At 75.6% G+C, this 24,415-nt stretch carries 29 protein-coding genes; 9 read left to right on the top strand and 20 right to left on the bottom strand.

The window, feature by feature from the left end:
• Positions 1-2: 2 nt before the first annotated feature.
• Positions 3-635: a tRNA (adenosine(37)-N6)-threonylcarbamoyltransferase complex dimerization subunit type 1 TsaB gene (gene tsaB, locus ACI797_RS20590; protein WP_456860877.1), complete on the bottom strand. Its 633-nt coding sequence runs from the start codon at positions 633-635 to the stop codon at positions 3-5.
• Positions 636-736: 101 nt separating this feature from the next.
• Here tsaB and ACI797_RS20585 point away from each other — a divergent pair, with 101 nt between their 5' ends.
• Complete coding sequence (locus ACI797_RS20585) at positions 737-1,225, top strand: DUF6221 family protein (protein ID WP_456860875.1); 489 nt, start codon at positions 737-739, stop codon at positions 1,223-1,225.
• Here ACI797_RS20585 and ACI797_RS20580 read toward each other — a convergent pair.
• Positions 1,222-2,130 (bottom strand): SDR family oxidoreductase, encoded by a 909-nt coding sequence (locus tag ACI797_RS20580; RefSeq protein WP_456860873.1) that lies wholly within the window; start codon positions 2,128-2,130, stop codon positions 1,222-1,224. The genes ACI797_RS20585 and ACI797_RS20580 overlap by 4 nt on opposite strands.
• Before the next feature lie 118 nt (positions 2,131-2,248).
• Between ACI797_RS20580 and ACI797_RS20575 the strand changes: the two genes are divergently transcribed.
• Entirely contained in the window at positions 2,249-2,929 is a 681-nt protein-coding gene (locus tag ACI797_RS20575) for an alpha/beta hydrolase (protein WP_456860871.1), read from the top strand.
• On the opposite strand, the gene tsaE is transcribed toward ACI797_RS20575, so the two are convergent.
• The 3 genes from tsaE to ACI797_RS20560 are packed head-to-tail and all read right to left on the bottom strand — an operon-like array spanning position 2,930 to position 4,884.
• The gene (gene tsaE, locus ACI797_RS20570) at positions 2,930-3,376 is read right to left on the bottom strand and encodes a tRNA (adenosine(37)-N6)-threonylcarbamoyltransferase complex ATPase subunit type 1 TsaE (protein ID WP_456860870.1); all 447 of its coding nucleotides are present in this window, start codon (positions 3,374-3,376) and stop codon (positions 2,930-2,932) included. It lies immediately after the preceding gene.
• Positions 3,373-4,002, bottom strand: a complete 630-nt coding sequence (locus ACI797_RS20565) for a uracil-DNA glycosylase (protein WP_456860868.1) — start codon at positions 4,000-4,002, stop codon at positions 3,373-3,375. The genes tsaE and ACI797_RS20565 overlap by 4 nt, the downstream gene beginning before the upstream one ends.
• A gap of 24 nt (positions 4,003-4,026) precedes the next feature.
• The gene (locus ACI797_RS20560; RefSeq protein ID WP_456860866.1) at positions 4,027-4,884 is read right to left on the bottom strand and encodes a helix-turn-helix domain-containing protein; all 858 of its coding nucleotides are present in this window, start codon (positions 4,882-4,884) and stop codon (positions 4,027-4,029) included.
• A gap of 22 nt (positions 4,885-4,906) precedes the next feature.
• Between ACI797_RS20560 and ACI797_RS20555 the strand changes: the two genes are divergently transcribed.
• On the top strand, positions 4,907-5,635 hold the full coding sequence (locus tag ACI797_RS20555; protein ID WP_456860864.1) for a TIGR04222 domain-containing membrane protein: 729 nt from the start codon (positions 4,907-4,909) through the stop codon (positions 5,633-5,635).
• Positions 5,636-5,644: 9 nt separating this feature from the next.
• Here the strand turns inward: ACI797_RS20555 and ACI797_RS20550 are convergent, their stop codons facing one another.
• From ACI797_RS20550 to ACI797_RS20505, 10 genes are all read right to left on the bottom strand, one after another.
• On the bottom strand, positions 5,645-6,823 hold the full coding sequence (locus ACI797_RS20550; RefSeq protein WP_456860862.1) for an alpha/beta fold hydrolase: 1,179 nt from the start codon (positions 6,821-6,823) through the stop codon (positions 5,645-5,647).
• On the bottom strand, positions 6,823-7,956 hold the full coding sequence (gene alr, locus ACI797_RS20545) for an alanine racemase (protein ID WP_456860860.1): 1,134 nt from the start codon (positions 7,954-7,956) through the stop codon (positions 6,823-6,825). The genes ACI797_RS20550 and alr overlap by 1 nt, the downstream gene beginning before the upstream one ends.
• Complete coding sequence (locus ACI797_RS20540) at positions 7,953-9,407, bottom strand: NAD(P)H-hydrate dehydratase (RefSeq protein ID WP_456860858.1); 1,455 nt, start codon at positions 9,405-9,407, stop codon at positions 7,953-7,955. The genes alr and ACI797_RS20540 overlap by 4 nt, the downstream gene beginning before the upstream one ends.
• Complete coding sequence (locus ACI797_RS20535) at positions 9,404-9,784, bottom strand: holo-ACP synthase (RefSeq protein WP_456539051.1); 381 nt, start codon at positions 9,782-9,784, stop codon at positions 9,404-9,406. The genes ACI797_RS20540 and ACI797_RS20535 overlap by 4 nt, the downstream gene beginning before the upstream one ends.
• A 90-nt stretch (positions 9,785-9,874) precedes the next feature.
• Positions 9,875-11,743 (bottom strand): glutamine--fructose-6-phosphate transaminase (isomerizing), encoded by a 1,869-nt coding sequence (glmS, locus tag ACI797_RS20530; RefSeq protein ID WP_456860856.1) that lies wholly within the window; start codon positions 11,741-11,743, stop codon positions 9,875-9,877.
• 79 nt (positions 11,744-11,822) lie between these two features.
• On the bottom strand, positions 11,823-13,187 hold the full coding sequence (glmM, locus tag ACI797_RS20525; protein ID WP_456860854.1) for a phosphoglucosamine mutase: 1,365 nt from the start codon (positions 13,185-13,187) through the stop codon (positions 11,823-11,825).
• 7 nt (positions 13,188-13,194) lie between these two features.
• Positions 13,195-13,614, bottom strand: coding sequence for a 30S ribosomal protein S9 (gene rpsI, locus ACI797_RS20520; protein WP_456860852.1), 420 nt, complete (start codon positions 13,612-13,614; stop codon positions 13,195-13,197).
• Positions 13,611-14,054: a 50S ribosomal protein L13 gene (gene rplM / locus ACI797_RS20515; RefSeq protein ID WP_456539055.1), complete on the bottom strand. Its 444-nt coding sequence runs from the start codon at positions 14,052-14,054 to the stop codon at positions 13,611-13,613. The genes rpsI and rplM overlap by 4 nt, the downstream gene beginning before the upstream one ends.
• A gap of 163 nt (positions 14,055-14,217) precedes the next feature.
• The gene (locus tag ACI797_RS20510) at positions 14,218-15,414 is read right to left on the bottom strand and encodes a DUF7373 family lipoprotein (protein ID WP_456860850.1); all 1,197 of its coding nucleotides are present in this window, start codon (positions 15,412-15,414) and stop codon (positions 14,218-14,220) included.
• Between the two features lie 48 nt (positions 15,415-15,462).
• Positions 15,463-15,948: a beta-class carbonic anhydrase gene (locus ACI797_RS20505; RefSeq protein ID WP_456860848.1), complete on the bottom strand. Its 486-nt coding sequence runs from the start codon at positions 15,946-15,948 to the stop codon at positions 15,463-15,465.
• A gap of 94 nt (positions 15,949-16,042) precedes the next feature.
• Between ACI797_RS20505 and moeA the strand changes: the two genes are divergently transcribed.
• From moeA to ACI797_RS20485, 4 genes are read left to right on the top strand one after another with little or no spacing between them, the layout of a single operon-like run.
• Positions 16,043-17,236 (top strand): molybdopterin molybdotransferase MoeA, encoded by a 1,194-nt coding sequence (gene moeA / locus ACI797_RS20500; RefSeq protein ID WP_456860846.1) that lies wholly within the window; start codon positions 16,043-16,045, stop codon positions 17,234-17,236.
• Positions 17,233-17,706 (top strand): cyclic pyranopterin monophosphate synthase MoaC, encoded by a 474-nt coding sequence (moaC, locus tag ACI797_RS20495; protein WP_456860844.1) that lies wholly within the window; start codon positions 17,233-17,235, stop codon positions 17,704-17,706. Before moeA ends, moaC begins: the two co-directional genes overlap by 4 nt.
• Positions 17,703-18,194, top strand: a complete 492-nt coding sequence (locus ACI797_RS20490) for a MogA/MoaB family molybdenum cofactor biosynthesis protein (protein ID WP_456860842.1) — start codon at positions 17,703-17,705, stop codon at positions 18,192-18,194. The genes moaC and ACI797_RS20490 overlap by 4 nt, the downstream gene beginning before the upstream one ends.
• Entirely contained in the window at positions 18,191-18,550 is a 360-nt protein-coding gene (locus tag ACI797_RS20485) for a VOC family protein (RefSeq protein ID WP_456860840.1), read from the top strand. The genes ACI797_RS20490 and ACI797_RS20485 overlap by 4 nt, the downstream gene beginning before the upstream one ends.
• A gap of 22 nt (positions 18,551-18,572) precedes the next feature.
• Here the strand turns inward: ACI797_RS20485 and fdhD are convergent, their stop codons facing one another.
• Positions 18,573-19,406, bottom strand: coding sequence for a formate dehydrogenase accessory sulfurtransferase FdhD (gene fdhD / locus ACI797_RS20480; protein ID WP_456860838.1), 834 nt, complete (start codon positions 19,404-19,406; stop codon positions 18,573-18,575).
• Between the two features lie 42 nt (positions 19,407-19,448).
• Here fdhD and mobA point away from each other — a divergent pair, with 42 nt between their 5' ends.
• Complete coding sequence (mobA, locus tag ACI797_RS20475; protein WP_456860837.1) at positions 19,449-20,063, top strand: molybdenum cofactor guanylyltransferase; 615 nt, start codon at positions 19,449-19,451, stop codon at positions 20,061-20,063.
• Between the two features lie 10 nt (positions 20,064-20,073).
• Positions 20,074-20,736 carry an NAD(P)H-binding protein gene (locus tag ACI797_RS20470; protein ID WP_456860835.1) on the top strand — a complete coding sequence of 221 codons (663 nt, stop codon included), beginning with the start codon at positions 20,074-20,076 and terminating at the stop codon, positions 20,734-20,736.
• On the opposite strand, the gene truA is transcribed toward ACI797_RS20470, so the two are convergent.
• From truA to rpsD, 4 genes are all read right to left on the bottom strand, one after another.
• Positions 20,733-21,614: a tRNA pseudouridine(38-40) synthase TruA gene (gene truA / locus ACI797_RS20465; RefSeq protein ID WP_456860833.1), complete on the bottom strand. Its 882-nt coding sequence runs from the start codon at positions 21,612-21,614 to the stop codon at positions 20,733-20,735. The genes ACI797_RS20470 and truA overlap by 4 nt on opposite strands.
• Complete coding sequence (gene rplQ, locus ACI797_RS20460) at positions 21,586-22,416, bottom strand: 50S ribosomal protein L17 (protein ID WP_456860831.1); 831 nt, start codon at positions 22,414-22,416, stop codon at positions 21,586-21,588. The genes truA and rplQ overlap by 29 nt, the downstream gene beginning before the upstream one ends.
• A gap of 138 nt (positions 22,417-22,554) precedes the next feature.
• A complete protein-coding gene (locus ACI797_RS20455; protein WP_456539067.1) occupies positions 22,555-23,631 on the bottom strand; it encodes a DNA-directed RNA polymerase subunit alpha in 1,077 nt (358 codons plus the stop codon).
• A gap of 143 nt (positions 23,632-23,774) precedes the next feature.
• Positions 23,775-24,401: a 30S ribosomal protein S4 gene (gene rpsD, locus ACI797_RS20450; RefSeq protein WP_456539068.1), complete on the bottom strand. Its 627-nt coding sequence runs from the start codon at positions 24,399-24,401 to the stop codon at positions 23,775-23,777.
• Between the last annotated feature and the right edge of the window lie 14 nt (positions 24,402-24,415).

Raw genomic sequence — 24,415 nt, 5'->3', positions numbered from 1 at the left:
GATCACCGCGACACCGGCTTGACCGACGTCGGCGGGGTGGCGTCGGGACGGCGGAGGTACAGCGGGACGAGCGGTCCGGCCGACGAGGGGTCCGCCAGCTGCGGCGCCGCGGCCCGCAGCAGGCCGGCCGTGGTGACGGCGGCCGCGGTGACCGGCGCGCCGAGGCGCTCGGCGAAGCGGTCGTCCCCGACGAACGGCCCGTCCGCGCGCAGCTCCTCCGGCCGGTCCACGCCCGGGCCCGCCGTGCGGGTGCCGTCGCCGTCGTAGGCGGCCCAGTAGACCTCCTTGCGGCGGGCGTCGGTCACCACGGTGCGGGGGCCGGTGCCGATCGCGTCCAGCGAGCAGACCCCGACCGGCGGCAGCCCGCGGGCGTCGGCCAGCGTCGCCGCCGTCACCACCCCGACGCGCAGGCCGGTGAACGGCCCCGGGCCCAGCCCGACGACGACCGCCCGCAGGTCCCCGGTGCGCACGCCGGCGTCGGCGAGGGCGCCGCGGATCGCGGGGGTCAGCAGCTCGGCGTGCCGGTTGCCCGACGGCACCGCCCGCTCGGCCAGCACCTCCACCCCGCCGTCGGACCAGCGCGCCACCCCGGCGACGAGGGTCGGCGTGGCGGTGTCGAGGGCGAGGACCAGCACGAGCGCCCAGGGTAGGCGTGCGGCCCGGCCCACCCGGACGGGGAGTTGCCTTCCTCCGCCGGTGGGTCTGTACTTCGGGTACCCGCGAGGAGGTCGCCGCCGTGACCGAGTTCCGCACCCCGCTCCAGCAGCTGCGCCGAGCCGGCCACACCCCCGAGGCGGTGAGGACCCCCGCCCTGCTGCGCACGTGGGCCGCGGCCGAGCGGCTGCGCGCCCTGGAGCTGCGCGAGGAGGCACGCAGCCGGCGCGGGCCGGCAGGAGCCGGGACGCTGCCGGACTGGTCGCGGGTGTGGCCGCTGCTGCACTTCCTCGCGGAGCGCACCGCGGAGACGGTGCGCGCGGCCGCGGAGGGCCGGGCGAGCGACCGCTTCGCCGATCCCGGCGCCGCGCTGGCGAACTGCGACGTCGTCGAGCGCCTGCTGGACACGTGGCAGGTCGTCGCCTCCTGGGCCGAGGATCCCGACGCCGCGCCGGCCGACGCCTACCGGATCGCCGCCGACAGTCTGCACGGCGCCCTGTGGCGCCTGGCCCTGCACTTCGCCGACCACCCGGGGTTCGACCCGGCCTGGCGCCCCGGTCGGCCCGCCTAGCGGTAGCCGGTGACGTCGGCGGGCTTGCCGGCGTCCTGCACCTCGACCAGGTACCGCCAGCAGTCCGGCGCCGACCCGTCGAGGTCGGTGAACCCGTACTCCCGCGCCAGCTCGCCGCTGGAGGTGGACCGGCCGTTGTGCCGGTGGAGCTCCGGATCGGCGGCGAGCGCCGCCACCGCGCGACCGACGAACCGCGGGGACTCCGAGATGGCGAAGTGCGGCACCCGCTCGAGGGCGTCGCGCCAGTTCTCCTCGGTGACCCCGAACGCCTCGAGCATCATCTCCGACCGCAGCCAGCCCGGCGTCAGCGCCACCGCCGTCCCGCCGTGCGGGGCGAGGTCCTTCGACTGCGCGAACGCCAGCCGCAGCACCGAGGCCTTGGCCAGGTCGTAGAACGCGTTGATGCGGAGGGTGCCGGCGTTGTACGCCGCGGTGCCGTCGGTCATCTCGACCACCAGGCCGCCCGGCCGCCGGATCAGCAGCGGCAGCGCCGCGTGGCTGGTGACCAGGTGCGTCTCGACCGCGAGCCGCAGCAGGCGCAGGCCGTTGGCGAGGTCGTGCTCCCACAGCGGGGTGTCCCACTGGAACAGCCTCTCGCCGCCCCACACGTCGTTGACCAGGACGTCGAGCCGCCCCTGCTCGGCGTCGATGCGCCGCACCAGGCCGGCGACCTGATCCGGCTCCAGGTGGTCGACCCGGACGGCGATGCCCGTGCCACCGGCGGCGGTCACGAGCTCCGCGGTCTCCTCGATCGTCTCCGGCCGGTCGTACTCCGACCGCTGCTCCCGCGTCGTCCGGCCGGTGCAGTAGACGGTCGCGCCGGCCTCGCCGAGCGCCACCGCCGTCCCCCGGCCCGCCCCGCGCGTGGCCCCGGCGACCAGCGCGACCTTCCCCTCCAGCGACATGCGCCGGACCGTAGACCCGGTCACCGACGGAACCAGGACGGCCGCGGGGGACGTGGCGCGGACGCCCCCGCTCATGATCCACTCCGGCGACCCCACCCCTCGACGGAGAGGCCCCCGCGTGACCGCCACCCTGCTGCTCGTCCACGGTGCCTGGCACGGCTCGTGGGCCTGGCGCGCGCTGCTCGACCACCTGGACGGCGTCGAGGTCCGCACCGTCGACCTGCCCAGCGCGGGCCCGGACCCCGCCGCGCTGGGCGACCTGCCCGCCGACGCGGAGGCGGTGCGCGGCGCGCTGGCGGGCATCGACGGGCCCGCGGTCGTCGTGGGCCACTCCTACGCCGGCGCCGTCGTCACCGAGGCGGTCACCCCGGACAGCGGAGCCGCGCACCTGGTCTACCTGTGCGCCTTCCTGCTCGACGAGGGCGAGTCGCTGCTGGGCGCCGTCGGCGGGCAGGCGCCGCCGTGGTGGGACGTGCGGGACGGGCACGTCGCCGTCCGCACCCCCGAGGAGGTGTTCTACGACGACTGCCCGGCCGACCTCACCGCCGAGGCGGTCGGGCGGCTGGGCGTGCACTCCCTCGCCGCGTTCGAGCAGCCGCTGAGCCGGGCGGCCTGGCGGTCGGTCCCGAGCACGTACGTCGTCTGCGAGGACGACCGGGCCATCCCGGTGTTCGCGCAGGAGGCCATGGCACAGCGGGCGGGGACCGTCGTCCGGATGAGCGGCGGGCACTCGCCGTTCCTCGCCCGGCCCGCGGAGCTGGCGGCGGTCCTCCGCGAGATCGCCGGGAAGGCGGGCTGATCAGCCGAGCCGCTCGGCCCACCCGGCGCCGTGCGGGACGAGGACGGCGGTGCGCACGTCGTCGTCCCGCCGGTCCAGCCGCACCTCCAGGTGCTCGTCGGTGAGCTGCTCGACCAGGCCCTGCCCCCACTCCACGACGGTCACCGACTCCTCGGTGGACGCATCGAGGTCGAGGTCGTCGACGTCGGCGACGCTGCCCAGCCGGTAGGCGTCGACGTGCACGAGGGGCAGCCGGCCGCCGGTGTGCACGCGGGCGATGACGAACGTCGGGGACGTGACCGGCTCGCGCACGCCCAGGCCGTCGCCGACGCCCTGGGTGAGCGCGGTCTTGCCGGCGCCCAGCGGCCCGACCAGCACGACGAGGTCGCCGGCGCGCAGCAGACCGGCCAGCTCCGCGCCGAGCGCGCGGGTGTCCGCGGGGGCGGGCAGGGTGTGCTCGAGCTTCACGACAGGCTCCTGGCGACGGCGGCGAGGTCGGCGGCCAGGCCCGCGCGCGGGGCGCCGTTCGGGCCGAACCGGATCGCCGCCGACGGGTGGTAGGTGGCCCAGACGGCCCGGCCGTCGACCTCGTGCGGGGCGCCGCGGACGGCGGCCAGCACGGTCCGCGGGCCGAGGAACCACTTGGCCGACGACAGCCCGAGCGCGATCACGACCGGCGGGTCGAGCAGCTCCAGCTGGCGCCGCAGCCAGCCGCTGCAGCGGGCGACCTCGGGTGCCTTCGGCGTCCGGTTGCCCGGTGGGCGGCACTTCACCACGTTCAGGACGGCGGCCTCCCCCCGGTCGAGGCCGGCCTCGGCGAGCAGCTGGTCGAGGAGCGCGCCCGACCTCCCGACGAAGGGCCGCCCGGTGGCATCTTCCTGCGCGCCGGGCGCCTCGCCGACGATCGCGAACCGGGGCCGGCCGGCGCGCGGGACGTCGCCGACGACGACGTGCTGCCGGGCGGCGGCCAGCTCGGGGCAGGCGAGGCAGGGGCGGGCGGCGGCGGCCAGCGCCGCCCAGTCGGCCGCCGCGGCCGCGGTCCGCGCGACCTCCTCGGCGGCCGCGTCGAGGCGGGGCGGACGGGGTTCGGCCACGCGTTGCACCCTAGGCGGCGGCGCTCAGAGCGCCGCCAGGGCCCGGCGGATCGTCGCCCGCGACTCCTCGGGGTCCTGCGCCGTCTCGCTGATCAGCTCCCACGCCCGGGTGTAGCGGTGCACCTCGCCCTCGGCGTCGAGGAAGAAGATGCGGGTCTTGTTCTCCAGGTAGACGACGTCGGCCGCGCCGGTCGCGCGCGACTCCAGCACGGAGAACGACCCGGAGGTCACCGGCGGCAGCCCCGCGGCGAACGGCAGCACCTGCACCGTGACGTTCGGCTGCGCGGAGACCTCGAGCAGCCGCTGCAGCTGGCCGCGCAGCACCCCGGGATCGGCGGTCCGGCGGTGCAGCACGGCCTCGTCGACGACCGCCGAGAGCTCCAGCGGTCCGCCCGGCCGGTCCGGCTCGAGCACCTCCTGCCGGCGGCGGCAGATCTGGACCCGCCGGTCGACCTCGGTCTGCGGCGGGCGCTCCCAGGTGGCGAGGACGACCTCGCGGACGTAGTCCGGCGCCTGGAGCAGCGCGTGCGGGACGACGGCGGCGTAGCAGCGCAGCGCCCGCGAGCCGGCCTCCAGCCGGATGAGGTTGGCGTACCCGGCCGAGAGGGTGTCGGCGTAGGCGTCCCACCACCCCTTGGGCCGCGCGGAGGGGGCGAGCCGGCGCAGGAAGGCGGCCTGCTGCTCGGGCACCGCGTAGAGCTCGAGCAGGCGCTCCAGGTCGTCGCGGCTGATCCCGATCCGGCCGTTCTCGATGCGCGACACCTTCGACGCCGACCACCCCAGGCGCTCGGCGACGTCCTTGCCGTGCAGCTGACCGACCTCGCGCAGCAGCCGCAGCTCGGCGGCGAGCCGGCGCTCGCGCACCGACGGACTGTCGATCACCGGACCATCCTCGCCGACGTGCGTGCAATGTTGCAAGCGAGCTTTCGCGCGCCGGCTCGACCGTGCCACGGTCAGAGTGCGGCCGCAGCACCCTGTTCCCCCGACCGAAGGACGGACGACGATGACGGCACCGACCCGCCTCCTCGACGTGTACGAGATCGCCTACCTCACCGGCGGCCCCACGCACGTCGTCGACACCGCGCTGGCCGCCCTCGCCGAGAGCGGCCGCGTGACCGCCACCCCGACCGGCGCGCTGGCCGCGACCGGCCTGCGCCGCCGCTCCCCCGTCGAGGCCGCGGTCCTCGACCAGGTGGGGGCCCGCCCGCGCCGGTCGGCGTCGACGCTGCGGTGGCGGGCGGCCGAGGACGAGCGGATCACCGCGCTCGGTGCCCGGCTGGCCGCCGACGGGCTGGTGGTCCCCGGGCGCAGCCGGCGCTTCCGGCCCGGCCGGCCGCTCCTGACCCGCGAGGGCCGCCACCTGCTCCGGCAGCTGCGCCAGGACCCGCCGGCCGACGTCGTCGCGCCCGGGACGAGCGCGCTGCTGGTCGCCCTCACCGGGGTCCGCGCGATGCCCGACACCGACCTGCGGGAGCGGCTGTTCACCCCGCCGCAGCCGCCCCGCCGGCAGCGGTGGGCGGACGGCGGCTCGTCGTGCACCCCGGTCTTCTGGGGCGGCGGGGACGGCGGCGGCTGGGGCGGGTCCGGCGGCGACTGCGGAGGCGGTGGCGGCGGGGACGGCGGCGGCTGCTGACCGCCCGGCTCAGTGCCGGGCGACCGGGACGCCGGCCTCGGCGGCGGCCCGGCGCAGCAGGCCGGCCAGCGCCGCGGTGACCTCCTCGTGCTTCTCCAGCAGCACGAGGTGGCCGGCGTCGGGGACCACCACGTACTCCGCCTCCGGCAACCGCTCCACGATGGCGTCGCTGTGCTCCCTCGGGATCATCCGGTCCCGGTCCCCGGTCAGCACCAGCGCGGGGATGCGGCGCAGCGGCTCCAGCGCACCGATCTCGTCCATGCCGGCCAGCGCCGGGTAGAACTCGGCGATCACGTCGACCGGCGTCCCGCCGATCATCGCGTCGACGTAGCGGCCCAGCCGCGGTTCGACGTCGGTGGACGAGAACGACAGCGACCAGGTGACCGCCGAGACCAGGTCGGCGGCCCACCGGCGGGTGCGCTCGGCGAAGGCGGGGCGGCGGCGCATCGTCCAGGCGGCGACCGGGAGTACCGCCGCCCGCACGCGGGTGAGCAGCTCGGGCAGCCCGAACGTCAGCTCGGCGAGGTTGCCGCTCGAGGTCGAGACGAGCGCGGCGGCCACCACGCGGTCGCCGAACAGCTCCGGTCGCAGCGCGGCCAGGGCCATGACCGTCATGCCGCCCATGGAGTGGCCGACCAGGACGACGGGGCCGCGCGGTGCCCGCCGCTCGAGCACGGTGGCCAGGTCCCGGCCGAGCTGCTCGAGGGTGGCGTGCTCGGCCGACCCCCGGCCGGACGAACCGTGCCCGCGCTGGTCGTAGAAGACAAGGCGCGCGGTGGGGCGGGCCCCGTTCGCGGTGGCGAGCTGCGCGCCCAGGGAGCGGCGCTGGAACGCCCACGACGCCATCGAGAGCGTGTAGCCGTGCACGAAGACGACGGTCAGCGGGGCGTCGAGCGGGCCGACCTCCTCGACCGACAGCAGCACGCCGTCGTCGGCCTGCACCAGCGCGGTGCGGTCGGCCCGCCGTCCGGCCGGGCCGAGCGGGTCGTCCTCGCGCAGCTCCGCCTCGTCGGCCGCCGACTCGGGCAGCTGCGGCGGCGCGGCCCGCCGGCGGGTGGCCACCTTCGCCACGGCGACGCCGACCGCGGTGCCCGCGGCGGCGAGCCCGAGGACGGCGCCGGCGATCCCGGCGACCTGCCCCGTGGAGACGTGGTGGCCGGCCTGCCTCCGCTTGGGCCGGTGCGCCATCAGACCGCCCCCGCCGAGCCGACGTGACGGCGGGTGAACCGGCCGCCGACCCGGGTGACGAGCTCGTAGTGGATGGTGTCGAGGACGTCGGCCCAGTCCTGCGCCGTCGGCTCGCCCGCGGTGCCGGGACCCCACAGCACGACCCGCTCCCCGGGGGCGATCGGGTCGTCGCCGACGTCGAGCACGAACTGGTCCATGCAGACCCGGCCGGCGATGGTGCGCCGCGCGCCGGCGGCCAGGACGGGCGCGCGGTTGCCGGCGGCACGGGGCACGCCGTCGGCGTAGCCGACCGGCACCAGCGCCAGCGTGGTCTCGGCCGCCGTCGAGTAGGCGTGGCCGTAGGAGACGCCGGCCCCCGCGGGCACCCGCTTGGTCAGCGCGACCCGTGCCTGCACGGTCATCGCCGGGCGCAGCCCGTGCGCGGCGGGGTCGCCGCCGAGCGGGTCGAGGCCGTAGATCGCGATGCCCGGCCGGACCATGTCGTACCAGGTCTCCGGCAGCGTGACGGTGGCCGCCGAGTTGGCCAGGTGCCGGCGGGCGTCGGTGAGCCCGGCCGCGCGCGCGATCGCCACGGCCTCCTCGAAGACGAGGACCTGGCGGCCGATCGTCGGGTGCAGGGGCGCGTCGGCGTAGGCCATGTGGCTCCACAGCCCGACGACCTCGACCTCGCCGTCGGCCTGGGCGCGCGCGGCGGCGGCGACCAGGCCGGGCCACTCCTGCACGGTGGCGCCCTCGCGGGAGAGCCCGGTGTCGACGAACAGGTGCAGCCGGGCCGGCCGCCCGGTCGCGCGGGCGGCGGCGACCACCTCGTCGAGGCCCCACGTCGCGTTGACCGAGACCTCGACGTCGGCGGCGAGCGCGGCGGCGAAGTCCTCCCCCGGGCCGTTGAGCCAGGCCAGCAGCGGGGCGGTGACGCCGCCGGCGCGCAGCCGCAGCGCCTCCTCGACGACCGCGACCCCGAGCATGTCGGCGCCGCCGGCCAGCGCGGCGCGGGCGGCGGGCAGCATGCCGTGGCCGTAGCCGTCGGCCTTGACCACCGCCATCAGGGGTCGGCCGACCTTCGCGCGCAGCACGGCGGTGTTCGCCGCGATGGCGTCGAGGTCGACCACCACCTCGGCCCGGGCATCGCTCACGGACGCCAGTCTCCCAGGCGGCGCGCCGGGACCCCGCGCAGCCGGGACAGCGCGTCGGGCAGCCGGCGGACCAGGTCGCCGGCCAGCAGCGGGCCGCGCTCGGCGGCCAGCTGCCCGGTGCGGCCGTGCAGGTGCGCACCCGCGGCCGCCGCCTCGGCCGCGGGCAGACCGGTGGCCAGCAGCGCGCCGGTGAGGCCGGACAGGACGTCGCCGGTGCCGGCGGTGGCCAGCCACGGCGTGCCGGTCGCGTTGACGAACGCGGCGCCGTCGGCGCCGGCGACGACGGTGGCGTCGCCCTTGAGCAGGACGACGGCGCCGAGGTCGGCGGCCAGCCGGCGGGCCGCGCCGATCCGGTCGTCCCCGACCTCGGACCCGAAGCGGGCGAACTCCCGGTCGTGGGGCGTGAGGACGGTGGGCGCCGACCGCCGCCGGACCAGGTCGGGCTCCCGCGCCGCCATGGTCAGGCCGTCGGCGTCGACCAGCACGGGCAGGTCGGTCGCGAGGACCTCGGCGAGCACGCTGCGGGCGTCGTCGTCGGTGCCCGTGCCGGGGCCCACCACCCAGGCCTGCACCCGGCCGGCGTCGGCGGGACGGCCGGAGGTGACGATCGCCTCCGGCCAGGCGGCGCGGACGCCGTCGGCCGCCGTCCCGGCGTAGCGGACCAGGCCCGGCCGGGTGCGCAGCGCCGCCCCGGTGCACAGCACGCCGGCGCCCGGGTAGGTGCTGGAGCCGGCGACGATGCCCACGACGCCCTGGGTGTACTTGTCGTCGTCCGGGCCGGGCGGGGGCAGCCGGGCGGCGACGTCGGCGTCGGTGAACTGGTGCACGGTCGCCCGGGGCAGGCCGAGGCCGATGTCGACGAGGTGGACGTCGCCGGCGTACCCGCGGCCGGCGCCCACCACCAGGCCGGGCTTCACCGCGCCGAAGGTGACCGTGTGCTGGGCGGGGAACGCCGCGCCGGGCACCGCGCCGGTGTCGGCGTCGACCCCGCTCGGGACGTCGACGGCGACCATCAGCCCCGGGCCGGTGGCCGCCGCCTCGACCAGGGCGGCCGCGGGCGGGCGCAGGGCGCCGGTGCCGCCGATGCCGACGATCCCGTCGAGGACGAGGTCGGCGCGGTCCAGCCCGGGATCGCCGTCGGTCACCACCCGCCCGCCCGCCCGCCGGAAGGCGGCCAGCCCGGCGGCGTGCGCCCGGTCCGGCGCGAGCAGGACGGCGGTGACGCGGGCGCCGCGGGCGGCCAGCGCGGCTCCGGCGAACAGCGCGTCGCCGCCGTTGTTGCCCGCCCCGACCAGCGCGGTCACGCGGGCGCCGTAGGCGCGGTCGAGCAGCCGCAGGCACACCGTGGCCAGGCCCGTGGCGGCCCGCTGCATGAGGGCGCCCTCCGGGGTCGCGGCGAGCACCGGCTCCTCCGCCGTCCGCACCTCGTCCGCGGTGTGCAGGCCGATCACGCGCGCCCCAGCCCCTCGGCGACCACCATCGCCGAGGCGATGCCGCCGTCGTGGCTCATGGACAGGTGCCAGGACGTGACGCCCAGCTGGGCGGCGCGGCCGGCGACCGTGCCGCGGATCTCCAGGTGCGGGCGGCCGTGCTCGCCCACGGTCACCTCGGCGTCGTGCCAGTGCAGGTCACCCGGCGCGCCCAGCGCCTTGGCGACCGCCTCCTTGGCCGCGAAGCGGGCGGCCAGCGACTCGCCGGTGCGCGGTGTCCCCGAGGGCGTGTGCTGCTCGGCCTCGGTGAAGAGCCGGTCGCGCAGCCCCGGCGTCCGGACGAGCGACTCCGCGAAGCGCTGCACGGGCACCACGTCGATGCCGACCCCGATGATCACCCGTCCAGTCTGCCTGGTGACGTGCTGGAGCGGCCCGGCTGCAGGGACCCGCGGCGCGCGGAGCGTGCCGTGGGGGGCAGTCGGGTCCTTCTACTCGACGGTGACGGACTTGGCCAGGTTGCGGGGCTGGTCGACATCGAAGCCGCGGGTGTCGGCGATCTCGCAGGCCAGGATCTGCAGCGGCACCGTGGTCACCACGGGGGCGAGCAGGGTCGGCGTGCGCGGCACCCGGACGATGTGGTCGGCGTAGGGGACGACGTCGTCGTCCCCCTCCTCGGCGATCACGATGGTGCGGGCCCCGCGGGCCCGGACCTCTTGGATATTGCTGACCGTCTTGCCGTGCAGCGGGCTCAGGGGCGAGGGGACGACGACGAAGACCGGCGTGCCCTGGTCGATGACCGCGATCGGCCCGTGCTTGAGCTCGCCCGCGGCGAAGCCCTCTGCGTGGATGTATGCCAGCTCTTTGAGCTTCAGCGCACCCTCGAGGGCGACCGGGTAGCCGACGTGGCGGCCCAGGAACAGGATCGTCCCGCAGTCCGCCAGGGAGCGGGCGAGCTTCCGCACCGGCTCCATGCTCTCGAGCACCGTGCTGACCGCATCGGGGAGCCGGCGCAGCTGCTCGACCACGGAACCGACCTCGTCGGCGTACTTGATGCCGCGGATCTGTGCCAGGAACAGCCCGACCAGGTAGCAGGCCACCAGCTGGGTGAGGAAGCCCTTCGTCGAGGCGACGGCGACCTCCGGACCGGCGTGCGTGTAGAGGACGGCGTCGGACTCGCGCGGGATGGTGGACCCGTTCGCGTTGCAGATGGCCAGCACGCGGGCCTTCTGCTCCTTGGCGTGTCGCAGTGCCATGAGCGTGTCCATCGTCTCGCCGGACTGGCTGACGACCACGACCAGCGTCGAGCGGTCGAGGACGGGGTCGCGATAGCGGAACTCGCTGGCCAGCTCCACCTCGACGGGCAGCCGGGTCCAGTGCTCGATGGCGTACTTGGCGATCAGGCCGGCGTGGTAGGCGGTACCGCAGGCGACCACGAACACCTTGTCGACGTCGCGCAGGTCCTGGTCGGTGAGCCGCACCTCGTCGAGGACGAGCTCCCCGTGCTCCCCGAGGCGGCCGAGCAGGGTGTCGGCGATCGCCCGCGGCTGCTCGGCGATCTCCTTGAGCATGAACCAGTCGTACCCGCCCTTCTCCGCGGCGGCGGCGTCCCAGTCGACGGTGTACGGCTTGGCCTCGACCGGCTGGCCGGCGAAGTCGGTCACCGTGGCACCCCGGGTGCGGTGGATCTCCACCACCTGGTCCTGGCCGAGCTCCAGGGCGTCGCGGGTGTGCGCGATGAACGCGGCGACGTCGGAGCCGAGGAAGTACTCGCCGTCCCCGATGCCCACGACCAGCGGGCTGTTGCGCCGGGAGGCGACCAGCGTGTCCGGCTCGTCGGCGTGCGTCGCGACCAGGGTGAAGGCCCCCTCCAGCCGGCGGCTCACCACGCGCATCGCCTCGATCAGCCGGTCCGGCCCCGCGGGCAGCTCCCGGTACGCCGCGGCGAGCAGGTGCGCCACCACCTCGGTGTCGGTCTCGGAGGAGAACTCGACGCCGGTGGCCTCGATCTCGGCGCGCAGACTCGCGAAGTTCTCGATGATCCCGTTGTGGACCACCGCGACCGTGCCGTCGGCCGACAGGTGGGGGTGGGCGTTGCGGTCGGTCGGACCGCCATGGGTGGCCCACCTGGTGTGCCCGAGGCCGATCGTCGCCGCCGGCAGCGGCTGCTCGGCGAGCACCTTCTCCAGGTTGGCGAGCTTGCCCGCCTTCTTGGCCGCGACCAGCTCACCGTCGGCGGCCCCGCCGACGCGCAGCGCCACGCCCGCCGAGTCGTAGCCCCGGTACTCCAGCCGCCGCAGACCATCCAGGACGACGTCCAGAGCGCCCTGGGGGCCGACGTAACCCACGATCCCGCACATTTCACCGAGGGTACCGGCGCCGGACGCCTGTACCGGCGACCTCGGGTCGACGTCTCCCCCGCAGGGGGGCGACGGCGGGTCAGTCCACGGAGGCGACGACGTCCGCCAGCCGGCGGGCGACCGCGTCGGCGGTCTCCTGCGTGGGCGCCTCGACCATGACGCGGACCAGCTGCTCGGTGCCCGACGGGCGCAGCAGCACGCGGCCGGAGTCGCCGAGCTCCGCCTCCGCCGCGTTCACCGCGTCGGCGACCGCGTCGCTCGCGGCCACGGCGAGGCGGTCGCGCACCGGCACGTTGATCAGCACCTGAGGCAGCCGCTGCACCACCCCGGCGAGGTCGGCCAGGGAGGCCCCGACCGCCGCCATGCGGGACATGAGCGACAGGCCGGTGAGCAGGCCGTCGCCCGTGGTGGCGTGGTCGAGGAAGACGAGGTGGCCGCTCTGCTCGCCACCGAGGGACAGATCGAGCGCACGCAGGGCTTCGAGCACGTAGCGGTCGCCGACGGCCGTGGTGCGCACGGCGATGCCGGCGTCGCGCATCGTGTGGTGGAACCCGAGGTTGCTCATCACGGTGGCGACGACGGTGTCCTGCTTGAGCGTGCCGCGCTCCTTGAGCCCCAGCGCGCAGATGGCCAGGATCGCGTCACCGTCGACCACGTCGCCGCCGGCGGTGACCGCCAGGCAGCGGTCGGCGTCGCCGTCGTGCGCGATGCCCAGGTCGGCACCGCGGGCGCGGACCGCCTCGATCAGCGGCCCCAGGTGCGTCGAGCCGATGCCGTCGTTGATGTTCCAGCCGTCGGGCGCGCAGCCGATCGTGTGCACCGTGGCACCGGCCCGCCGGTAGACGTCAGGTGCGACGCCGGCGGCGGCGCCGTGGGCGCCGTCGACGACGAGGTGGAGCCCGGTGAGCGGCTGCTCGACGGTGGAGAGGAGGTGCTCGACGTACTCCTCCCCGGCGCGCGGCAGGGGACGGACCCTGCCGATCCCCGGGCCGGTCGGCCGGCGACCGTCGACGTCGAGATCGCCCGCCCGGCGGCGCGGCCTGGTGACGACGCGCTCGATCTCGGCCTCGACGTCGTCGGGGAGCTTGTGCCCGCCTCGGCTGAAGAGCTTGACGCCGTTGTCCGGCATGGGGTTGTGGCTGGCAGAGATCATCACGCCGAGGTCCGCGTCATGCTGCGCGGTGAGGAACGCCAGAGCAGGGGTGGGCACGACGCCCGCCAGATGCACGTCGGCCCCGACGCTGGTCAAGCCGGCCACGACGGCGGCCTCGAGCATCTCCCCGCTGGCGCGGGGATCACGGCCGACGACCGCGACGGGACGTGACGTCCCGTCGCGGTCGGCGAGCACCCCGGCGGCCGCGCGGGCCACCGAGAGGGCCAGTTCGGGGGTGAGGTCGGCGTTGGCCAGACCCCGCACCCCGTCGGTCCCGAAGAGGCGACCCACGAAGAGGTCAGCGCTTCGAGTACTGGGGCGCCTTGCGGGCCTTCTTCAGGCCGTACTTCTTGCGCTCCTTGACCCGCGGGTCGCGGGTGAGGAAGCCGGCCTTCTTGAGGGCAGGGCGGTCCTCGGACTCGACCTCGATGAGGGCACGGGCGATCGCCAGGCGCAGCGCGCCGGCCTGCCCGGTGACGCCGCCACCCCTGAGGATGCCGACGACGTCGTACTGCTCGCCCTTCTCCAGGGTCACGAACGGCTCGCGGATGAGCTGCTGGTGCACCTTGTTCGGGAAGTACTCCTCGAGGGTGCGGCCGTTGAGCGTGAACTGGCCGGTGCCGGGCAGCAGCCGCACGCGGACCACGGCCTCCTTGCGCCGGCCGACGGTCTGGACGGGACGCCCCTCGGCGTCGGTCAGGGTCAGGGCGCTGGTCACTGGGCCACCTGCTTGATCTCGAAGGTCTGGGGCTGCTGGGCGGCGTGCGGGTGCTCGGGCCCGGCGTACACCTTCAGCTTCTTGAGCATCTGCCGGCCGAGGCTGTTGTGCGGCAGCATGCCCTTGACGGCGCGCTCGATGACGCGGTCGGGGTGCGTGCGCAGCTGGTCGCCCACGTTGATGGTCTTGAGGCCACCCGGGTAGCCGGAGTGCCGGTAGGCGTTCTTCTGGTCCCGCTTCGACCCGGTCAGGGCGACCTTGCCGGCGTTGACGATCACGACGAAGTCGCCGACGTCCACGTGCGGGGCGTACTGGGGCTTGTGCTTGCCGCGCAGCAGCTGCGCGGTCTGGCTGGCCAGTCGACCGAGCACCACGTCGGTGGCGTCGATGACGTGCCAGGCCCGGGCGACCTCGCCGGGCTTGGGGGTGTACGTGCGCACGGGCTCGTCACCTTTCGTCTGTCGGGTGGAGGCCGGTGGGTTCGCCTCGCCGAGGACGGGAGACGGTGCCGCGCGCGCGAGCACCAGCCGACCCGCGCGCCGATCGGCCACGATACCAGCCGGCGGCTCTCCCCCGCCGGGCGCGGAGAAGGGCGGCCGGCGCTCAGCCGTCGATGCGGTCTCGCTGCGCCGGCAACAGCGAATCCATGGGGCCGTAGTCGTCCGCCCGCGTCAGCCCCGCGACGTCGACGCTGGCCAGGTAGCTGCCGTACCCGACGTAGCAGCGCTGGAAGAAGACGCCGTCCTGCTCGAAGTGGAAGCAAGGCGCCTCGGGGATCGACGGGAGGGTGAAGCGGGTCCCGCCGAAGGCCGCGGTCTCGAGCTCGGCGAACGCGTCGTAGACGGCGTTGGTCTGCGCCGACGACGGGAACGCGTAGAGGGCGACGGCGTAGCTGAGGTCGCCCTCGTCGGACTGCTTCGTGTAGAAGCCCGCGAACCCGTTGGCGCTGAGCAGCTGGCGCTCCCGCACCGGGTCGATGGCGAGCCGCAGGTAGCCCTCGAGGTCGTAGGGGCCCGACTCGTTGCGGAAGTCGCCGGGCGGGTCGAGCGTGTACGCCGACAGGCCCTGCGGGTCGGCCGGCAGCGCGGGCACGTCGGCCTGCGGCGTGGGGGTGAACCCGGCGAGCAGCTGGACCTGGTCGGTGAGCACCTTCTCGACGTCGGCGGCGGCCGCGTCGGCCGTGGTCTCGTGGAACAGGTAGGCGATCATCCGCCCGACCGGCACGAACGCCTGGACGGTGGCCTCGTCGCCCTCCTGCAGCACCACCGCGCCGCCGTCCACCTCGATCGGCGCCTCCTCGTACCCGGCGGCCACCTGGTCGGCGACCAGCTCGTCGGCGGCGAGGACGGCGGCCTCGGGGTCGGAGACCTCCACGGCCATGGTGAGGGTGGCCGGACCCCCCTCCGGCTCGCTGCCGCACTGACCCCACGCGGCGACGAAGCCGTACCGGTCGAGGATGTCGGCGACGGTGCCCGTCCCGAAGTACGCGGCGTCGAGGTCGGCCGCGGTGACCTGCGGACCGGCCGGGAAGCAGCTCTCGGTCCGGCTGGGGAAGCTGATCGGGACGAGCGAGGTGACCGAGGCGATGCGGTGGGACTCGAGCACGGTGCCGACGCCGACCGGCGGCGGCGGGGTGACCTCAAGCGGCGTCTCGGTGGGCGTGGGCCCGGCCTCGGTGGTCGACGGAGCGGCCGTCTCCGCCGGGCTCGCCGTCCCCACGACCGTGCTCGTGCACCCGGTCACCAGCAGCCCGGCGAACAGCGCCGGGACCACGGCCCGCACCCACCCCCGCCCGCTCACGGGCCGCAGCCTAGGCGGCGGATCGGGCGAACAGCGTGGTCGACGCGCTCAGCCGACCTCGGCGAGCTTGCCGGTGTCGACGTCGTAGACGGTGCCGCGCACCTCGCGGGAGAGCAGGTAGGGGCTCTCCCGGATCAGGCGCATCGACTCCCGGACGTCGTCGGCGGGGTCGCGGAACGCGCGCACCGCCCACGGCGGCCGGCGCCCGGTGGCCTGCTCCACCTGGTCGGCGAACGACGTGTCGTCGGTGGCCTGCAGCCCGCACCGGGTGTGGTGGACCAGCAGGATCTCGCGGGTGCCCAGGACGTGCTGGGAGACGGTCAGCGACCGGATGACGTCCTCGGTGATGACCCCGCCGGCGTTGCGGATGACGTGCGCGTCGCCGACCTCGAGCCCGAGCATCTGGAACAGCGGCATGCGGGAGTCCATGCACGCCACGACCGCGACCTTGCGCGCCGGCCGCACGTCCTTAGACCCCGGGAACCGCTCCGCCCACTGGTCGTTGGCCGCCAGCATCCGGTCGATCTCGGACATCAGCACCTCCGTCACTCGCCTGCCGCACCCTAACCACGGGGGGTCCGTGCCTCCCGCCGCACCCCCCGGCGGACGGCTCCCGCAGGATGGGGCCGTGCGCACGGTCGAGGAACACCAGGCGGTGGTGGCCGCCCTGCTGACCCCGCTGCCCGAGGAGGACGTCCACCTCGCGGCGGCGCACGGCCGGGTGCTCGCCCGCGACGTGACCGCGGCGGTGGGCCTGCCGGGCTTCGACAACTCCGCGATGGACGGCTACGCCGCACGCGCCGAGGAGCTGGCGCAGCTGCCGGCGCGGCTGCCGGTCGCCGACGACATCCCGGCCGGGCGCACCGACGTCCGCCCGCTGGCGCCGGGCACCGTGCAGCGGATCATGACCGGCGCTCCCCTGCCGGACGGCGCCGACGTCGTCGTCCCGGTCGAGCTCACCGACCGCGGCACCGACGTCGTCGAGATCCGCGACGCCCCCGCCCGGGGCACCCACCTGCGCACCGCCGGGGAGGACATCCCGGCCGGCGCGGTGGCCCTGGCCGCCGGGAGCCCGCTGGGCGCGGCCCAGCTCGGCCTGGCCGCGGCGGTCGGCCTGACGACCCTGCCGGTGCGGCGCCGGCCGCGGGTGCTGGTGCTCTCGACCGGCAGCGAGCTGGTCGAGCCCGGGCAGCCGCTGCTGCCGGGCCAGATCTACGAGTCGAACTCGCGGCTGCTGGTGGCGGCCGTCGAGGACGCCGGCGGGCAGGCCCGGCGGCTGCACTTCGTGCCCGACGACGTCGACCAGTTCCTGGCCACCCTCCGCGCCGAGCTGGACTCGGCCGACCTGCTGCTCACCAGCGGCGGGGTGAGCGCCGGCGCCTACGAGGTGGTCAAGGACGCGCTGGCCGAGCTGGGCACGGTCGAGTTCGTCAAGGTGGCGATGCAGCCCGGCGGGCCGCAGGGCGCCGGCACCGTGGACGGCGTCCCGATCGTCACGCTGCCGGGCAACCCGGTGAGCTCGTTCGTGTCGTTCGAGGTGTTCGTCCGACCGGCGCTGCGGCGGGCGCTCGGGCACGCGCTGCCCGACCGGCTGCGCGCGCCCGCCCGGCTCACCGCGCCGCTGTCCTCGCCCGCCGGCAAGCGGCAGTTCCTGCGCGGCCGCTACGACGCCGGCCGGGTCTCCCAGGTCGGCGGCCCCGGCTCCCACCTGGTGGCGCACCTGGCCCGGGCGAACTGCCTGGTCGTGGTCCCCGAGGACGTCACCGCGCTGCCCGAGGGCGCCGAGGTGGACGTCGTCCTGATCGAAGGAGCCCTGCAGTGAGCGACGCCCGCTTGACCCACGTCGACGAGACCGGCGCCGCCCGGATGGTGGACGTGTCGGAGAAGGCGGTCACCACCCGGGTGGCGACGGCGGCGGGACGGGTGCTGGTCAGCCCCGAAGTGGTCGCGCTGCTGCGCGGCGAGGGCGTGCCCAAGGGCGACGCGGTGGCGGTCGCCCGGATCGCCGGCATCGCCGGGGCCAAGCGCACGCCGGACCTCGTGCCGCTGTGCCACCCCATCGCGCTGCACGGCGTCACGGTCGACCTCGAGGTCACCGACGACGGCGTGGAGATCACCGCCACCGCCCGCACCGCCGACCGCACCGGCGTGGAGATGGAGGCCCTCACCTCGGTGGCCGTGGCCGGGCTGACGATGATCGACATGGTCAAGGCGGTGGACCCCCGCGCGGCGATCACCGACGTCCGGCTGCTGGCCAAGAGCGGCGGCAAGAGCGGGGAGTGGCGCCGGTGAGCGAGCTGCCGGCGGACGCCCGGGCGCTGGTGCTGACCGCCTCCAACCGGGCCTTCGCCGGGGTGTACGAGGACCGCAGCGGGCAGGCGCTGGCCGCGGGGTTGCGGCAACTCGGGTTCGACGTGGAGGGTCCGCACGTGCGCCCGGACGACCTCGGCGAGCTCGAGGCGGTGCTGCGCGCGGCGGTCGACGCCGGCTTCGACGTCGTCCTCACCACGGGGGGGACCGGGCTCTCCCCCACCGACGTCACGCCCGAGGCGACCCGCCGGGTGCTCGAGCGCGAGGCGCCGGGGCTGGCCGAGGCGGTGCGGCGGTACGGGGCCGGGAACGTGCCCACCTCGGTGCTGTCGCGGGGCGTCGCCGGCACCGCCGCGCGCACCCTGATCGTCAACCTGCCGGGCTCGACCGGCGGGGTGGAGGACGGCCTCGCCGTGCTGGGCCCGCTGCTCCCCCACGTCGTGAGCCAGCTCCGTGGAGGTGACCATTGATCGGCCGTCTCGAGAAGACCGTGCTCGACTGCCCGGACCCGCGCGCGCTCGCCGCGTTCTACGCCGAGGTGCTCGGCATGCGGGTGAACGAGGACGGCGACGACTGGGTCGTCATCGGCCGGGAGCCCGGGATGCGGGAGCTGGCGTTCCAGCGCGCGGACCCCTACGAGCCCCCGCGCTGGCCCGACCCGGCGCGCCCGCAGCACGAGCACCTCGACATCCGGGTGGACGACGTCGACAGCGCGGAGCGGGCCGTGCTGGCCCTCGGCGCCCGCAAGCTGCCGGCGCAGCGCGAGGCCGGCTTCCGGGTGTTCGCCGACCCCGCCGGCCACCCCTTCTGCCTGGTCTTCGGCTAGGCAGCCCGTCGCTCCCGGGTGCCTAGCTCTCGGGCAGCACGACCCGCTCGGGCCGCGCGTACACGTTGCAGCCGTCGCCGCGCAGGAATCCGACCAGCGTGATGCCGACGTCGGCGGCGAGCTCCACGGCGAGCGACGACGGCGCCGACACCGCGGCCAGCACCGGGACGCCGGCCATGGCCGCCTTCTGGGTCAGCTCGAAGCTCGCCCGGCCGCTGACCATGAGCACGTGCCCGGCCAGCGGCAGCCGGGCGGTGCGCACGGCGTCCCCCACCACCTTGTCGACGGCGTTGTGCCGGCCGACGTCCTCGCGCAGGGCGACGAGCTCGCCCTCGGCGGTGAACAGCCCGGCCGCGTGCAGCCCGCCCGTCTTGTCGAACACCTGCTGGGCCGCGCGCAGCCGGTCGGGCAGCGCCAGCAGCACCTCCAGCGGCAGGCGGAGGCCGTCGCCGGCCACGTCGAAGCGGGTCCGCGTGCGGATCGCGTCGATGCTGGCCTTGCCGCACACGCCGCACGAGCTCGACGTGTAGAAGTTGCGGTCCAGCGCCGTGTCCGGCGCGGCCACGCCGGGGGCCAGGTCGACGTCGACGACGTTGTAGGTGTTGCGGCCCTCGGCGTCGACGGAGTTGCAGTAGCGGAGGCCGGCGAGGTCGTCGGCGGAGGCGATCACGCCCTCGGTGAGCAGGAACCCGTGGACCAGGTCGAAGTCGTCGCCGGGGGTGCGCATGGTGACCGCCAGCGGCGTGCCGCCGAGCCGGATCTCCAGCGGCTCCTCGGCCGCGACGGTGTCCGGCCGCGTCGAGGAGACCGGCCCGCGGATGCGCAGCACCGGTGTGCGGCTGGTGACTCGTCCCACGCGGGGAACGGTACCCACCCGCGAGGCCCTACCGTGCAGGTCATGGACGGGTCCGTTCCGCTGCCGCCGTACGCGGCGGTGGTGCTCGCCGGCGGCCGCGCGGCCCGGCTGGGCGGGCAGGCCAAGCCGCAGCTCGACGTCGGCGGGCGCAGCATCCTGGCCGCCGTCCTCGCCGCGGTCGCCGACGCCGATCCGCGGGTCGTCGTCGGCCCTCCGCAGCCCGTGCCGGCCGGGGTGGTCGTCGTCCGGGAGGAGCCGCCGCGCGGCGGTCCGGTGGCGGCGCTGCGGGCCGGCCTTGCCGCGGTGCCCACCGACGTCGTCGCCGTCCTCGCCGGCGACCTGCCGTTCCTCACGGCCGGGCTGGTCCGCTCGCTGCGCGAGCGGCTCACCGGCGACGGCGTCCTCGTCGTGGACGACACCGGCCGCGACCAGCTCCTGCTCGGGGTCTGGCGGACGGCGGTGCTGCGCGCCGCGGTCGCCGACGTCGCGGGGCCCACCTCGATGCGCAAGGTGCTCAGCCCGCTGGCGGTGCGGCGGTTCCGGCCCCCGACCGTGCCCGGCGTGCCCCCGCCGTGGACCGACTGCGACACCCCGGCCGACCTCGCCCGGGCCCGCGAGGCGGCCGCGCGGTTGGGCCGGGCCCGCCGACCGGAGTAGGAAGGGCGGCATGCGCGTCGTCGTCGCCGGAGCCCACGGGCAGGTCGCCCGCCGCCTCGGCCGCCTGCTGTCCGTCCGCGGCGACACCGTGGTGGGGATCGTCCGCAACCCCGACCACGCCGCCGACCTGGAGGCCGACGGCGTGCAGCCCGCGGTGCTCGACCTCGAGCGGGCCTCGCCGGACGACGTCGCCGAGGTGCTGCGGGGCGCCGACGCGGTGGTGTTCGCCGCCGGGGCCGGGCCGGGTAGCGGCGCCGCCCGCAAGCACACCGTCGACCACGGCGCCGCCGTCCTGCTGGCCGACGCCGCCGAGCGGGCCGGGGTGCGGCCGTACCTGCTGGTCTCCTCGATGGGCGTCGAGCAGGCGCGCGGGGGGACGCCGGCCGGGATGGACCCGGTGTTCGCCGTCTACCTGCAGGCCAAGCTGCGGGCGGAGGACCAGATCCTGCCGCGCCCCGGTCTGGACACCACGATCGTCCGGCCCGGGCGGCTGACCGACGAGCCCGGCACCGGCCGGGTCACCCTCGCCCACGGGGTCGAGTTCGGCGACGTGCCGCGGGACGACGTCGCGGCGGTGCTGGCCGAGATCCTGCGCACGGGCAAGGTCAACGACGTCGTGGAGCTGGTGGGCGGCGACACCCCGGTGGCCGAGGCGGTCGCCGCGCTGCCCTAGTCGCGGCGGGCGCGGGTGACCGTCGCCCGGGCGGCGAGCATGTCGTCGGGCGGGTAGTCGACGCGCAGCAGGGTGAGCCCGCCGGCCGGGGCGACGGGCACCTCGTCGGCCCGCGCCGTGCGCGTCAGCAGGCCGGCCGGCCAGTCGGCGGGGCGCCGCCCCTCCCCCACGGCGAGCAGGGCGCCGACGAGGCTGCGCACCATCGAGTGGCAGAAGGCGTCGGCGGAGGCGTGCACCAGCACCAGGTCGCCGTCCCGCTCGACCGACAGGGCCAGCAGGGTGCGCACGGTCGTGGCACCGTCCCGGCGGCGGCAGAAGGCGGCGAAGTCGTGCTCGCCGAGGAGCAGGGCGGCGGCCCGCGCCATCGCCCGGTCGTCCAGCGCGCGTGGCCAGCCGACGGTGTCCGCCCGGCGCAGCGGTGACGGGCCGCCCGGGGCGTCGGTGAGCCGGTAGGCGTAGTGCCGGGCGAGCGCGGCGAAGCGGGCGTCGAAGTCGGGGGGCGCCGCGACGACGGCGGAGACGGCGATGTCGGGCGGCAGGAGGCCGCGCAACCGCCGCAGGAGCTTCCCGCGCTGCTCCTCCCAGGCCGCCTGCGGGACGTCGGCCGAGGCGACCTGGCCGGTGGCGTGCACGCCGGCGTCCGTGCGGCCGGCGACGGTCAGCGCGACCGGCGTCCGCAGCACGGTGGCGAGGGCCTGCTCCAGCTCGCCCTGCACCGTCCGCTGACCGGGCTGGCGCGCCCAGCCGTGCAGCGCCGTGCCGTCGTAGGCGATGTCGAGCCGGACGCGGACGAGCCCGCCACCGTGACCGGTGGCGGGCTCGTCGGGGTGGTGCGAGGTGATCAGCGGATCACTTGGGGTCGGGCGCGGACTCGCCACCCGGGGCGTGCGTGCCGGCGGTGGCGGCGTCGCCGAGCTCGGCGGCCTCCACCTCGGCGGCGGCCGCGGCGGCCACCTCGGGCGAGACGTTGTCGCTGTCGACGACGGCGAGGTTCTGCGCCGACGGCTCGGCCTCGACGTCGCCGTCGTCCTGCCGCTCGCCGTCGGGGTTGAAGACGTCGGCGACGATCTCCTGCGCCTCCTCGTCCACCTCCCCGTCGGTGACGGCCGGCGAGGTGTCGCCGCCGGGGCCGGTGTCCTCGCCGGTGCCCTCGGTGTCGGTGACCTCGGTGTCGGTGACCTCGGTGTCGGTGATCTCGTCGGCGTCGGCGGTCTCGACCGCGTCGGCGGTGACCTCACCGGACGCGGCGGCCGCGCCGGCGCCGGAGGCGAAGCGGGTGCCGCGGGCGCGCTCGGCCTCGCCGACCGCCTGCTGGCCCACGGTCAGGGCCTCGACCAGCTCGATGACCGCCATGGGGGCGTTGTCGCCCTTGCGGTTGCCCACCTTGGTGATCCGCGTGTAGCCACCGGCGCGGTTCTCGTAGCGCGGCCCGATCTCGGCGAACAGGTGGTGGACGACGTCCTTGTCGCGGATGACGGTCATCACCTGGCGCCGGGCGTGCAGGTCACCGCGCTTGGCGAAGGTCACCAGCTTCTCGGCGAACGGACGCAGCCGCTTCGCCTTCGCCTCGGTGGTGGTGATCCGCCCGTGCTCGAACAGCGACGTGGCCAGGTTGGCCAGCATCAGCCGCTCGTGCGAGGGGGACCCGCCGAGGCGGGGGCCCTTGGTGGGGGTGGGCATTGTCGGTCTCTCCTCGAGCGGCCGGGCGGGCAGTGCCCGGCTGCGGTCCGTTGCTGCAGTGCGTCGCTGTTCAGTGTGGCGGGCCGGGAGACCCGGCCGGGCAGCGGGGGTGGTCCGCCGCTGCCCGGCCGTGCAGCGTCAGAGCTGCTCGGTCTCCTGGTACGCGGTGTCGTCGTACTGCGCGTCCCCGTAGGGGCTGCCGTACTCGGCGGTGCCGTGGTACGCGTCGGTCTCGTAGCCCTCGTCGTAGCTCTCGACCGAGGTGGGGATGAACCCGGGCGGGCTGTCCTTGAGCGCGAGACCCATCGCCGCGAGCTTCATCTTGACCTCGTCGATGGACTTGGCCCCGAAGTTGCGGATGTCGAGCAGGTCCGCCTCGGAGCGGGTGACGAGCTCACCGACGGTGTGCACGCCCTCGCGCTTGAGGCAGTTGTAGGACCGGACGGTGAGGTCCATGTCCTCGATCGGCATCGAGAAGTTCGCGATGTCCGCGGCCTCGGCCGGGCTGGGGCCGACCTCGATGCCCTCGGCGTCGATGTTCAGCTCGCGCAGCAGGCCGAACAGCTCGACCAGCGTGGAGCCGGCGCTGGCGATCGCGTCCCGGGGGGCGATCGACGGCTTGGTCTCGACGTCGACGACGAGGCGGTCGAAGTCGGTCCGCTGCTCGACACGGGTCGCCTCGACGGCGTAGGTGACCTTGAGGACCGGCGAGTAGATCGAGTCGACGGGGATGCGGCCGATCTCCTGGCCGGGCTGCTTGTTCTGCGGCGCCGGCACGTAGCCGCGACCGCGCTCGACGACCAGCTCGATCTCCAGGCGGCCCTTGCCGTTGAGGGTCGCGATGTGCAGGTCGGGGTTGTGCACCTCGACACCGGCCGGCGGCGCGATGTCCGCGGCGGTGACCTCGCCCGGGCCCTGCTTGCGCAGGTACATGGTCACCGGCTCGTCGGAGTCGGAGCTGACGACCAGGCCCTTGAGGTTGAGGATGATCTCGGTGACGTCCTCCTTGACGCCCGGCACGGTGGTGAACTCGTGCAGGGTGCCCTCGATCCGGATGCTGGTGACGGCCGCACCGGGGATCGAGGACAGGAGCGTCCGCCGCAGGGAGTTGCCGAGGGTGTAGCCGAAGCCCGGCTCGAGCGGCTCGATCACGAACCGCGAGCGCTGCTCGGAGATGGTCTCCTCGGTCAGCGTGGGGCGCTGTGCGATGAGCATGGGACTGCTTCTCCTTCAGGTCCTCCGGCGCCCGCCATATGACGCCGTGAGGGGGGTGGTGCGGGCACCGGCGGGCATCTGTCCGCCCGCCGGCGCCGGACCTGCGGCAGGAGCCGGAGCCCCTGCCGCAGGCCGACGAGCTGCTACTTGGAGTAGAGCTCGACGATCAGCTGCTCCTGGACCGGGGTGTCGATGACCTGCCGGGCCGGGACGCTGTGCACGAGGACGCGCAGCTGGCTGCTGATGACCTCGAGCCACGGCGGCACCGGGCGCTCACCGGCGCGGGCCTGGGCGATCTCGAAGGGCACCATGCGGCGCGACTTCTCGGCGACCTCGATGATGTCGTTCTCGCTCACGCGGTACGACGGGATGTCGACCTTGCGGCCGTTGACCCGGATATGCCCGTGGCGGACCAGCTGGCGGGCCATGTCGCGGGACTCGGCGAAGCCGGCCCGGTAGACCACGTTGTCCAGCCGCGACTCGAGGATCTGCAGCAGGACCTCACCGGTCTTGCCCGTCTTGCGGTTGGCCTCTTCGTAGTAGCCGCGGAACTGCTTCTCGAGCACGCCGTAGATGCGGCGGGCCTTCTGCTTCTCGCGCAGCTGCAGCAGGTACTCGCTGTCCTTGCTGCGGCCCCGGCCGTGCTCGCCCGGCGGGTACGGCCGGATCTCGATCGGGCACTTCGGGGACTCGCACTTGCTGCCCTTGAGGAACAGCTTCATCTTCTCGCGCCGGCACATGCGGCAGTCGGCACCGGTGTAGCGGGCCACTTCGGGTTCTCCTC

The sequence above is a fragment of the Geodermatophilus sp. SYSU D00691 genome, assembly GCF_054050275.1.
This window is presented reverse-complemented; position numbering and strand designations above follow the sequence as displayed.

What these genes read in the sequence shown, in the direction of transcription:
- ACI797_RS20580 (WP_456860873.1), bottom strand. Translation starts at nt 2,130, where the DNA reads ATGTCGCTGGAGGGGAAGGTCGCGCTGGTCGCCGGGGCCACGCGCGGG.
- ACI797_RS20550 (WP_456860862.1), bottom strand. Translation starts at nt 6,823, where the DNA reads ATGGCGCACCGGCCCAAGCGGAGGCAGGCCGGCCACCACGTCTCCACG.
- glmS (WP_456860856.1), bottom strand. Translation starts at nt 11,743, where the DNA reads ATGTGCGGGATCGTGGGTTACGTCGGCCCCCAGGGCGCTCTGGACGTC.
- ACI797_RS20505 (WP_456860848.1), bottom strand. Translation starts at nt 15,948, where the DNA reads ATGTCCGAGATCGACCGGATGCTGGCGGCCAACGACCAGTGGGCGGAG.
- mobA (WP_456860837.1), top strand. Translation starts at nt 19,449, where the DNA reads ATGGACGGGTCCGTTCCGCTGCCGCCGTACGCGGCGGTGGTGCTCGCC.
- ACI797_RS20470 (WP_456860835.1), top strand. Translation starts at nt 20,074, where the DNA reads ATGCGCGTCGTCGTCGCCGGAGCCCACGGGCAGGTCGCCCGCCGCCTC.
- rplQ (WP_456860831.1), bottom strand. Translation starts at nt 22,416, where the DNA reads ATGCCCACCCCCACCAAGGGCCCCCGCCTCGGCGGGTCCCCCTCGCAC.
- ACI797_RS20455 (WP_456539067.1), bottom strand. Translation starts at nt 23,631, where the DNA reads ATGCTCATCGCACAGCGCCCCACGCTGACCGAGGAGACCATCTCCGAG.